Annotated in this window: 11 protein-coding genes; 1 reads left to right on the top strand and 10 read right to left on the bottom strand. The window is 59.8% G+C overall.

Annotated features, from left to right (window positions below; genetic code table 11):
- The first annotated feature begins 132 nt into the window (after positions 1 to 132).
- Positions 133 to 648, top strand: a complete 516-nt coding sequence (locus tag EV130_RS23185) for a YidB family protein (protein WP_074063303.1) — start codon at positions 133 to 135, stop codon at positions 646 to 648.
- A 64-nt stretch (positions 649 to 712) separates the two neighbouring features.
- On the opposite strand, the gene serA is transcribed toward EV130_RS23185, so the two are convergent.
- From serA to glmM, 10 genes are all read right to left on the bottom strand, one after another.
- Positions 713 to 2308: a phosphoglycerate dehydrogenase gene (gene serA, locus EV130_RS23180; protein ID WP_074062375.1), complete on the bottom strand. Its 1596-nt coding sequence runs from the start codon at positions 2306 to 2308 to the stop codon at positions 713 to 715.
- A gap of 84 nt (positions 2309 to 2392) precedes the next feature.
- Entirely contained in the window at positions 2393 to 3571 is a 1179-nt protein-coding gene (locus tag EV130_RS23175) for a phosphoserine transaminase (RefSeq protein ID WP_074062376.1), read from the bottom strand.
- Positions 3572 to 3908: 337 nt separating this feature from the next.
- The gene (locus tag EV130_RS23170) at positions 3909 to 4742 is read right to left on the bottom strand and encodes an outer membrane protein (protein WP_074062377.1); all 834 of its coding nucleotides are present in this window, start codon (positions 4740 to 4742) and stop codon (positions 3909 to 3911) included.
- Between the two features lie 220 nt (positions 4743 to 4962).
- Positions 4963 to 5295, bottom strand: a complete 333-nt coding sequence (locus EV130_RS23165; protein WP_074062378.1) for a cytochrome C oxidase subunit IV family protein — start codon at positions 5293 to 5295, stop codon at positions 4963 to 4965.
- 8 nt (positions 5296 to 5303) lie between these two features.
- Positions 5304 to 6026 carry a heme-copper oxidase subunit III family protein gene (locus tag EV130_RS23160; protein ID WP_074062379.1) on the bottom strand — a complete coding sequence of 241 codons (723 nt, stop codon included), beginning with the start codon at positions 6024 to 6026 and terminating at the stop codon, positions 5304 to 5306.
- Between the two features lie 9 nt (positions 6027 to 6035).
- Complete coding sequence (locus tag EV130_RS23155; protein WP_132661538.1) at positions 6036 to 6743, bottom strand: cytochrome c oxidase subunit 3; 708 nt, start codon at positions 6741 to 6743, stop codon at positions 6036 to 6038.
- Entirely contained in the window at positions 6740 to 8518 is a 1779-nt protein-coding gene (gene ctaD / locus EV130_RS23150) for a cytochrome c oxidase subunit I (RefSeq protein WP_074062381.1), read from the bottom strand. The genes EV130_RS23155 and ctaD overlap by 4 nt, the downstream gene beginning before the upstream one ends.
- A 32-nt stretch (positions 8519 to 8550) precedes the next feature.
- Positions 8551 to 9375, bottom strand: coding sequence for a cytochrome c oxidase subunit II (locus EV130_RS23145; protein ID WP_132552418.1), 825 nt, complete (start codon positions 9373 to 9375; stop codon positions 8551 to 8553).
- Between the two features lie 144 nt (positions 9376 to 9519).
- Entirely contained in the window at positions 9520 to 9906 is a 387-nt protein-coding gene (locus EV130_RS23140; RefSeq protein WP_132552419.1) for a c-type cytochrome, read from the bottom strand.
- 234 nt (positions 9907 to 10140) lie between these two features.
- On the bottom strand, positions 10141 to 11493 hold the full coding sequence (glmM, locus tag EV130_RS23135) for a phosphoglucosamine mutase (protein WP_074062384.1): 1353 nt from the start codon (positions 11491 to 11493) through the stop codon (positions 10141 to 10143).
- Positions 11494 to 11668: the final 175 nt, after the last annotated feature.

Genomic DNA, 11668 nt, shown 5'->3' with positions numbered 1-11668 from the left:
AGGGAGTGAGCCAACCACAGCTTGTGGTGAATTTTCGATGACACGGGAACCATGTCGTCGGCCGCGCATTCCCGCATTCGGGCTGTATTGATCGAATGCGGCGCCCGGGCAAATCTCGATGGGGAGGACATCATGGATCGCAGAAATCTTACGGCATTGCTCGGCATACTTGCCGTCGCCGGATACCAGAACCGCGACAAAATCGCCGCGGCGCTCCGCGAACTCACGCAAGGCGGCGCACAGCCCCAAACTGGCGGCACGGAGCCCGGCGGAATGCGCTCCAAGCCTTCTGAGGGAGGTTTGGGCGGAATTCTCGGCGGCCTTGCAGGCGGCGGTCTCGGCGACCTCGTCAAGGGTGGCTCTGCCGGTGGTATCTTAAGTGGCGGCCTTGGTGGCCTACTCGATCAGTTCACCAAGAACGGCTACGGCGATACAGCGGATTCATGGGTATCGCGCGGCCAGAACAAGCCGATCGACGATCGGCAGCTCTCGCAAGCGCTCGGCCCGGACGTTCTCGAAGAGCTTTCTTCAAAGACGGGCTTGAGTGAGGATGAAATCCTCAAACGCCTTTCAAAAGACCTACCGAAGGCCGTAGACGACCTGACACCACAGGGTCAAATTCCGAACAGCGCCAACTTTTCGATCTGATTGAAAGGCTTGCCCGGCGCGGTCCCCCGCGCCGGGCATCCTCATTCTTCCTTGGGAGGAAATCTCAATCGACCGCAAAGACCAAGGGCTTGGCCTGGCGGATTGCCGGATGCGCCGTCAGCTTCGCCAGAACGTCGTCGCCAATAGGGCCGTCGACATAAAGGAGCGCGATCGCATCACCACCCTGCTTGTCTCGGCCGAGCTGGAAATTGGCGATGTTCACACCGGCTTCCCCGAGCGTCGTGCCGATGAAGCCGATCATGCCGGGAACGTCGGTGTTGGCAATGTAGACCATGTGGCTGCCGACATCGGCATCGAGATTGATGCCCTTGATCTGGATGAAGCGCGGCTTGCCGTCGGAGAAGACGGTACCGGCGATCGAGCGCGTCATGCTCTCGGTAGTCACCGTGAGCTTGATGTAGCCGTCGAAGACGCCGGTCTTGTCGCGCTTGACCTCGGAGAGCACGATGCCCTTTTCCTTGATCATGATCGGGGCCGAAACCATGTTGACGTCGGCAACCTGCGTGCGGATCAGGCCGGCAAGCAGGGCGCTCGTCAGCGCACGGGTATTCATGTTCGCCGTGGCGCCGTCGTAAAGGATCTCGATTTCCTTGATCGGCTCCTCGGTGACCTGGCCGACGAAGGCGCCCAGAACGTCGGCGAGCCTGATGAAGGGCTTCAGGATTGGCGCTTCTTCAGCCGTAATCGACGGCATGTTGATAGCGTTGGAAACGGCACCCTTGACCAGGTAGTCCGCCATCTGCTCGGCAACCTGAAGCGCGACGTTTTCCTGCGCTTCGGTGGTCGACGCACCGAGATGCGGCGTGCAGACGACGTTCGGCAGACCGAAGAGCGGGCTTTCCTTGGCGGGCTCGACCTCGAAGACATCGAAGGCAGCACCGGCGACATGGCCGGACTTGATCGCGTCTGCAAGCGCAGCCTCATCGACGAGACCGCCGCGGGCGCAGTTGATGATGCGCACACCTGGCTTGGTCTTCGCCAGTGCTTCCTTGTTGAGGATGCCGCGCGTCTTGTCCGTCATCGGCACATGCAGCGTGATGAAATCAGCCTTGGCAAGCAGTTCGTCGAGCTCGACCTTGACAACGCCCATTTCCTCGGCGCGCTCCTTGGAGAGGAACGGGTCGTAGGCGAGGACGTGCATCTTCAGGCCAATGGCGCGAGCACAGACGATCGAGCCGATGTTGCCGGCACCGATGACGCCGAGCGTCTTGCCGGTGATTTCGACGCCCATGAACTTCGACTTCTCCCACTTGCCGGCCTGCGTCGAGGCATCAGCCTGCGGCAGCTGGCGGGCAACGGCGAACATCAGCGCGATTGCGTGTTCGGCGGTCGTGATGGAGTTGCCGAAGGGCGTGTTCATGACGATGATGCCGCGACGCGAGGCAGCCGGGATATCGACGTTGTCGACACCGATGCCAGCGCGCCCGATGACCTTGAGGTTGGTGGCGGCTGCAATCAGCTTTTCGGTCGCCTTGGTGGCGGACCGGATGGCAAGACCGTCATAGTTGCCGATGATTTCGGCGAGCTTGTCCTTGTCCTTGCCGAGTTGCGGCTGGAAATCGACTTCGACGCCGCGGTCGCGGAAGATCTGGACGGCGGTTTCCGACAATTCGTCGGATACGAGAACGCGAGGTGCCATTGGGGGCTTCCTTCAAAAGTGTTCAGCGATGATAAAAGAGAATGCAAGAGCCCCGCTCAGTGAGCGGAGCCGGATGCGATCACGTCAGGCAGCAGCCTGGGAGAGCGTCGCCTTCTGCGTCTCGAAGGCCCAGGAGAGCCAGGGCATCAGCTTCTGCATGTCGGCGGTTTCGATCGTGGCGCCTGCCCAGATGCGCAGGCCCGACGGCGCGTCGCGATAGTGGCCGATGTCGTAGGCGACACCTTCCTTCTCGAGCAGCGAGACGACGCCCTTGGCAAAATTCGCCTGGCCGTCGGCGTCGAGTGCCGCAACATCCTTGTCGACGATCTTCAGGCAGACCGACGTATTGGACGCGGTTTCCGGTTCCACCGCCAGGTTGGCGATCCAGTCGCTGGCCGCAACGAAATCGGCGATGACCTTGGCATTCGCATCGGCACGCGCCATCAGCGCCTTCAGACCGCCAAGCTGCTTTGCCCAGAGAAGCGCATCGAGATAGTCCTCAACGCAGAGCATCGAAGGGGTGTTGATCGTCTCGCCCTGAAAAATGCCTTCGGAGAGTTTGCCGCCGGAGGTCATGCGGAAGATCTTCGGCAGCGGCCAGGCGGGCGTATAGGTCAGCAGGCGCTCGACTGCGCGCGGCGAAAGGATGATAACACCATGCGCACCCTCGCCGCCGAGAACCTTCTGCCAGGAAAAGGTGACGACATCGAGCTTGGCGAAATCGAGGTTCTGCGCAAAAGCGGCAGACGTCGCATCGCAGATCGTCAGCCCCTTCCGGTCGGCCGGGATGAAATCACCGTTGGGAACGCGCACGCCCGAGGTGGTACCGTTCCAGGTGAAGACCACGTCGCGGTCGAAATCGACGAAGGAAAGGTCCGGAAGCTCGCCGTAATCGGCTTCCAGCTTGCGGACGTCCTTGAGCTTCAGCTGCTTGACGACATCGGTGACCCAGCCTGCGCCGAAGCTTTCCCAGGCGAGCATGTCGACGCCGCGCTCACCGAGCAGCGACCAGAGCGCCATTTCAACGGCGCCGGTATCGGAAGCCGGAACGATGCCGATGCGGTAATCCGCCGGCACTTCGAGGACTTCGCGGGTAAGATCGATGGCTTGCTTCAGCTTTGCCTTGCCGACTTTGGCTCGGTGTGAACGGCCGAGAGCCGCGTCCGAAAGGGCATCAAGCGTCCAACCGGGGCGCTTCGAGCAGGGGCCAGAAGAGAAATGGGTATTTTGCGGACGTACGTCCGGCTTTGCGGTCTTTGCCATGTGCTATCCTTCCAGATAGATAGCTCCTCGTTGGGGAGGAGTGTCCCGCCGCCGTGGATACAGATGACGCGCATTATAGTCAACGTGGAAGTGTCGCATACGGAGGATTTTTTGACGCAGGCGCGATCAAGCCGCTTCATGCGTCGGGGCCGACCGCGCAGAACGGTCTGTAGATCGCTGTCTGCAGTATGTGCGACAAGATTTCGGCAGTCCCCGCTTTCAACCGCAAGACCGCGCATGCGCAGTTTGAGCAGACAATGGCACACCGGCGAAAGTAGACTTATCACGAAAAAGCCGCCCCAACGGGCGGCTTGCGATCAGTAGCTGAGACTCCGGATCACTTGTAGACCGACGGCTGCAGCGGAATTTCCGGCGGCGGTTCGTAGCTTGCCTGCTGGCAACCGCCGAAGAGGTAACGGGCGCCGACGCGAGCTTCATGAACATAGAAACCTCGGTCCCGGCCAGGACCACCGTTGCTGGCGTAGCCGAACATATTGCCACCGTCCACATGCAGGAAGCGATAGCCGACATCCGCCTTGACATTACACGTCACGTCGATCGAGGCGCCGGCCATGAGCGCGTAGGTGAAGCGCCAGTTGCCGCGGCCGCCATGGATCACGTCGTCATCGCAACCGCCGCCGTCATCCTGGCAGGAGGTGTTACGAAGGCTTTTCCATTTGACGTAGGAACCGCCGATACCGGCGCCGACATAAGGCGTGAAGGCGCCGTAAGTGCCGAGGTCGACATAGGCATTGGCCATCAGCGTCCAGGCCGTAAGCGACGAGACGTCGCGAGACGTGCAATCCTCGAGCGGAGCACCGCACTGGCCGGTTGTCGAACCGCGGAAATCAGCCTTGGTCAGGTAGTCGAGCGTGAGGTCGGTGCGCAGGTAATCGTTGATCTGGTAACCAACACCGCCGCCGACTGTCCATGAGTCGCGCAGTTCGGCGCTGTCGAAATCGACCTCATTGGCGTTGCTGCCCTGGAAGTAGCGGGCGCCACGCAGGTCGGTGAAGCCGTAGCCGACATCGCCCCGTAGATACCAGCCGGTCGATTCAGTTACCGTGACTTCCGGCGGCATTTCCGGCGCGGGCTCAGGAGCGAGATCGGCGGCGAAAGCATTTGATGTGACAAGCAATGCGGCAAAGATGCCGGACAAGCTTCTTTTCATGATCCACTCCAAAATCCAGTTGCATCGGCAGAGCGGACTCCCTGCCAAACTGATAGGCTTTGCATGGACAATGAATTGGAAATGTTAAAACCTGCTTAACCGTACAAATTAACTATGTTTTTTTGCAAAACACCGCGGCCGGGGCGACCCGTTGGATTTACCGCAAGCATGGCCGAGCCAACCAGTTCTTCGAACTTCTGATGTTCGACAAGTGATCGCTTCAAAGGCCCACACTGGAAAATGTCAGCCGGGTGAAGATCGTATAGTTCGATTCGGAGACCATCATAGCGACGAAGACCAGCACCAGAACCGGCGGCACCAGAATTGCATAGACAAGTGCCAGCCGCTCCCAGGCCATGTGCATGAAGACGGCGACAATCAGTCCTGCCTTCAGCACCATGAAGAACAGGATCAGGAACCACCGCGCATAGCCCTGGATGGCGAAATAGTCGACCAGGTACGAGAAGGTGCTGAGGACGAAGAGCAACCCCCAGACCAGGAGATAGAGCTTGACGGGGTGTTGTTGTCCGGAATGCGTTTGCGCTTGTGCCATGCCAGGCCTCACCACAAATAGAAGAATGCAAAGATGAATACCCACACGAGATCGACGAAGTGCCAGTAGAGACCCATGATCTCGACGATCTCGTAATCACCCTTGCGGCTGGTAAAAAAGCCGCGCCGCTGCGTGTCGAAATCACCGCGCCAGACCTTGCGAGCGACGATGAGAAGGAAGATCACGCCGAAAGTGACATGGGTGCCGTGGAACCCGGTGATCATGAAGAAAGACGAGCCGAATTGCGCCGCACCCCAGGGATTCTCCCAGGGCCGTACGCCTTCGGAGATCAGTTTCGTCCATTCGAACGCCTGCATACCGACGAATGTCGCGCCGAGCACCGCTGTCAACAGCATCAGGGCGGCCGTCCGGCCACGTTCGCGACGATATCCAAAATTGACGGCCATCGCCATCGTGCCGGAACTGCTGATGAGAACGAAGGTCATGATGGCGATCAGGATCAGCGGCAATTCCTGGCCGCCGATATGAAGCGCGAAGACCTCGCTGGGATTGGGCCAGTCGACAGGCGTGGACATGCGCGCGGTCATGTAGGCAAGCAGAAAGCAGCCGAAGACGAAGGTGTCGCTGAGGAGGAAGATCCACATCATGGCCTTCCCCCACGAGACGTTCTTGAATGCCCGCTGGTCGGAAGAGAGATCGGCCGCGATCCCACGCAGGCCCTCGGGTCGCTGGAGTGTTCCGCCGGTTTCTGCTTGCGTATAGTCAGCCATCTTTATCCCTCACGAAATCAGCTGGCGGCAGAGATCGACGAAGTCATTCGCCCAGCCGGCCAAGAGTGCGAAGAGAACGATCCAGACGAAAAGCATGAAATGCCAGTAGACGGCACAGAGCTCGAGGCTGAGTTGCAGCTTGGCTGCAGAAAAACGACCGTCGAAGGCCCTGCCTGTCGTGCGGCCGAGCACTGCCAGACCACCTAGAATGTGCAGACCGTGCAGTCCGGTCATGATGTAGAAGAAGCTGTTGGCGGGATTGTCGGCAAGCACGTAACCGGCCGCCGCAAGCTCCCGCCACGCCATGACCTGCCCGGCGAGAAAGAGGAATGCCGTCGCCAATCCCGAAAGGAGCGCGACCCGCATGATGTCGCTACGACCGCTGCGTGCCTCGACCTTTGCCCATTCGAGCGCCGCGCTGCTGAGCGCAAGCGCGGCGGTGTTGACCCAAAGCAGCCGAGGAATGGGCGTCGCCCACCAGTCGGCCGCCGCCATGCGCATGAAGTAGGCGCTGATCAGAAGCGCAAAGAGCGCGCCGACGACGGCGAGGAAAATGCCGAGGCCAACCCTGGCGGGGGCCATCGGCAACCGCTTTTCGCCGGCCGGCTCGGTCACCAGTCCCACCTCCAGCCAAGGCTTGGAGGTCAGCCGGTGCTGGGTCATCCACCAGAAAGCGATGACTGCGATGACCGCCAGGAAAATAAGAATGACGCTCATGAGGCTGCTCCCGCCGCCGTCGGCGCGGTGCCTGGGTCATTCTGCGCAAGGAAGTCCTGGCTATTGCCCGGCACGCTGTAATCATAGGCCCAACGGTAGACCACCGGCAGTTCCTTGCCCCAGTTGCCATGCACCGGCGGGGTCTGCGGGGTCTGCCATTCCAGCGTCGTCGCACGCCACGGATTGCCGCCGGCTTCCCGGCCCCTGTAAAGGCTCCAGACCAGATTGAACAGGAAGACGATCTGCGCTGCCCCGACAATCAGGGCCGCAGCGGTGATGAAGACGTTCAGCGTATCGGCGGACGGCGGAACGAAAGCCGTCTCGCCCATCTCGTAGTAGCGGCGCGGCACGCCCACCAGGCCGAGATAGTGCATGGGAAAGAAGATCGCATAGGTGCCGATGAACGTGGTCCAGAAATGGATGTGCCCGAGCGTCTCGTCCAGCATGCGTCCGGTCACCTTCGGATACCAATGATAGATCGCACCGAAAATGACCAGGATCGGGGCCACCCCCATCACCATGTGGAAATGCGCCACGACGAACATCGTATCGGAAAGCGGCACGTCGACGACGACATTGCCGAGGAACAGTCCCGTCAGGCCGCCATTGACGAAAGTTAGGATGAAGGCGAGCGCAAAAAGCATTGGCAGTGTCAGGTGGATATCGCCGCGCCAGAGCGTCAGCACCCAGTTATAGACCTTGATTGCCGTCGGTACCGCAATGATGAGCGTCGTGACGGCAAAGAAGAAGCCGAAATTCGGGTTCATGCCGCTGACATACATGTGATGCGCCCAGACGATGAAGCTGAGCGCCCCTATGATCAGGATCGCCCAGACCATCATGCGGTAGCCAAAGATATTCTTTCGCGCATGCGTGCTGATGAGATCGGAGACGATCCCGAAGGCGGGAAGCGCCACGATGTAAACCTCCGGATGACCGAAGAACCAGAAGAGATGCTGGAAAAGGATCGGGCTGCCGCCGCCCTGCTGCAGCTGCGTGCCCATCTCCACGATGGCAGGCATGAAGAAGCTCGTCCCGAGCAGCCGGTCGAAAAGCATCATCACGGCGGCGACGAAAAGTGCGGGAAAGGCAAGGAGCGCCATGACCGTCGCCGTGAAAATTCCCCAGACCGTCAGCGGCATGCGCATCAGCGTCATGCCGCGCGCGCGTCCCTGCAGCACGGTCACGACATAATTCAGGCCGCCCATCGTGAAGCCGATGATGAACAGGATCAGGGACGACAGCATGAGAATGATGCCCCAGTCCTGTCCGCCCGGCGTGCCCGAAAGAATGGCTTGCGGCGGATAGAGCGTCCAGCCGGCGCCCGTCGGCCCGCCGGGCGCGAAAAATCCGGCCACGAGCACCAGCACGGCGAGCAGATAAATCCAGTAACTCAGCATGTTGGCATAGGGAAACACCATGTCCCTGGCGCCGAGCATCAGGGGAATGAGGTAGTTGCCGAAACCGCCGAGAAACAGTGCGGTGAGAAGATAGATCACCATGATCATGCCATGCATGGTGATGAACTGGTAATAGTGCTCCGCGTCGATGAAGGCGAAGTAGCCAGGAAAGGCAAGCTGCAGTCGCATCAGCCAGGAAAGGACCAGCGCCACGAAACCTATGGCCATCGCCGTCACTGAGTACTGGACGGCAATGATCTTGGCATCCTGGCTGAAGACATATTTCGTCCACCAGCTCTTCGGATGGTAAAGCTCCACATCTTCGACTTCTGCAGGTGGGATGAGCTCCCCGGCGCCCGATCGAATATCGACCATGATATGTCCGTCCTCCCTGTTCCTCCGATAGGCTACTGCGCCTGTTCTGCCGGCTGCGCTTCCCCCGATGCCAGCATTTGGGTGAATGTCGTCTGTTCCGCCAGCCAGGCCTGGTAGGCGACCTCCTCATCGACCATGACCGTTCCGCGCATCTGCGAGTGCCCGACGCCGCACAGCTCGGCGCAAAGGATTTCGAAGGTTCCCGTGCGCGTCGGCGTAAACCAGAAATAGGTCACCATGCCGGGGATCATATCCATCTTTGCGCGAAATTCAGGCACGTAGAAATCGTGAAGAACGTCGATCGAGCGAAGCAGGACCTTGACCGGTTTGCCGATTGGCAGGTGCAGTTCACCTCCCTCGACGATCACGTCGTCGAGCCCTGCGTTGTCGCTCTTGTTCAGGCCAAGGGGATTTTCCGGGTTGACCTCACGGGTATCGGCCTTTCCCAGGCGCCCGTCCGCGCCCGGCATCCGGAAACTCCACTGCCACTGCTGAGCGACGACTTCGATCTGGTGCGCATCGGCAGGCACGGTGATGAACTGGTTCCACACGACGAGCCCGGGCGCGAGCATCGCGGCAACCCCTACGGAGGTTACCACCGCAAGCCATATCTCCAGCCGCCTGTTTTCCGGCTCATAGGCCGCCTGGTTTCCCGGTTTGTGCCGGAACCGGAACACGCAATAGGCCATAAAGGAACCTACTGCCACGAACACCAGACCGGTGATCGCGAAGGTGATCAGCAAGGTGTTGTCGATGTAGCCCCAGTTGGAGGCAATGGGCGTCCACCACCACGGGCTCAGCAAATGAAACACGACGGATCCGACGACCAGCAGAACCAGAACCAGCACGATAGCCATTGCCTGCTCCTTGAACCGTGACTTGCCACAGGGCGAAATTCGCAATCCGTCGGTGTATTTTTAGCATTATCTCACGAACAAGTCGTGTGGACAATGACAACGGCGAAAGCGGCGCCTGGGTGACTGTCGGGCATTCGCATTCTTCTATTGGGAAAACTGCTTGAGATAAGCGATGAGATTTTTGATCTCGGTGTCGTCCTTCAGCCCGGCAAACACCATCTTCGTTCCTTTTATCTTTCCCTTGGGATCGTGGAGATAGTCGCGCAGTGTTGCCTCGTCCCAAACCAGCCCGCCCTCGCCTGCCTTCTTCATTGCCGGAGAATAGCTGAAATTCGGATGTGTCGCCGCCTTCCTGCCAAGGATCCGGTTCAGCGACGGGCCGACCTTGTTCTTGTCCGTATCGGCAACATGACATATGGCGCATTTTTTGAAGACAGTAGCACCCGCCGTGGCATCGCCCTCCTGGGCATTCACGCCAAAGGCAGGAAGCATGGCAATCCATAAGCCGGCGAAAAGGACGCGATACCGCATGACAACCCAATCCTCCCAGGTTGCCTGAAACGATGGCCGGCGCCAGCTTCCTATCGCAATATGGCTTGCCGTGTTGTCGTCGCTGCAGGCGGGTGACACTTGTGCGATGAAGAAAAAGCTATGCCTCTGCGCCGATAAGTCAATTCATCCAATAAGATTGTGCCGAAGCGAAATAAGGCGGGCAAAAAAAGCCGGCGAAGCGGCGCCGGCTTTGATCGATCATCCAGGTCAGGATCAAGCGGCGGTGCGCACGCCCGAGATCGTGCCGATCAGCTCGTTGACAATGCGCTCGATCTGCGCCCGGTCGTCGCCTTCTGCCATGACGCGGATCAGCGGTTCGGTGCCGGAGGGGCGGATGACGAGGCGGCCGCTTTTGGCAAGCTCGGCTTCCGCATCGGCGATTGCTTGCTGCACCTGCAGGTCTTCCAGCGGCTTGCCTCCGGAAATGCGGACATTGCGCAGAAGCTGCGGCACCGGCTCGAAGCGGCGGCATACTTCGCTGACGGTCTTGCCAGTGCGCTTGACGGCAGCAAGAATCTGCAGCGCGGCAACAAGGCCATCCCCGGTGGTGCCGTAGTCCGAGAGCACGATATGGCCGGACTGTTCGCCGCCGACGTTGAAATTGTGCTGGCGCATGTGCTCGACGACATAGCGGTCGCCGACCTTGGTGCGGGCAAGGCCCATCCCCTTGCCTTCGAGAAAGCGTTCCAGGCCGAGGTTCGACATCACGGTCGCAACAATGCCGTTGCCGCGAAGCTGCTGGTTTTCCGCCCAGGTTTCGGCGATCACTGCCATAAGCTGGTCGCCGTCGACCATCGTGCCGTTTTCATCCACGATGATGACCCGGTCGGCGTCGCCATCGAGGGCAATACCGATGTCGGCCCGCACTTCGTCGACCTTCTTCTGCAAGGCGACTGGACTGGTGGAACCGCAATTGAGATTGATGTTGATGCCGTTGGGTTCGTTGCCGATCGTAACGACGTCGGCGCCGAGTTCCCAAAGCACGGCCGGCGCCACTTTATAGGCGGCACCATTGGCGCAGTCGATCGCAACCCTCAGACCCTGCAGCGTGACGTCGCGCGGCAGCGTGCGCTTGGCATGCTCGATGTAGCGGTCGTGCACGCCATCGATGCGCTTGGCACGGCCGATGTCGTCGGACTTGGCAAGTTGCGTGTGGAGATCCTTCTCCATCAAGTCTTCGATCTGCATTTCGATATCGTCGGAAAGCTTGTAGCCGTCGGGACCGAAGAGCTTGATGCCGTTGTCCTCGTATGGATTGTGCGAGGCGGAAATCATGACGCCGATATCGCAACGCAGCGAACGTGTCAGCATGGCGACGGCGGGCGTCGGGATCGGGCCAAGAACGAATGCATCGACGCCTGCGGCCGTGAAGCCCGCGACCATGGCATTCTCCAGCATATAGCCGGACAGACGCGTGTCTTTGCCGATGACCACGCGATGGCGGTGATTGCCGCGGCGGAAGATCGTACCGACTGCAATGCCGACCCGCATCGCCAGATCCGGCGTCATCGGGAAGATATTCGACTGCCCGCGAATGCCGTCTGTGCCGAAGTAACGTCTTTTCATATGCTCCCCTATGCTTTCAGCGCGCCAAGCAATTCAAGCCGCAGAGACGATTCGTCCCAATACAAAGCCCCATTGCGGCCTCTTCATGATAGCGGCATGCCACAAATCCTAGGCGCCATCACGTAAATTACCAAGAAAATTGATTATATCCCGTTACCGACGGAAAAAGGCCGGA

It is taken from the genome of Rhizobium azibense (assembly GCF_004342325.1).
Lineage (GTDB): Bacteria > Pseudomonadota > Alphaproteobacteria > Rhizobiales > Rhizobiaceae > Rhizobium > Rhizobium etli_B.
Note: the sequence above shows the minus strand (reverse complement) of the source record. Positions and strands in the feature narration are given on the sequence as shown.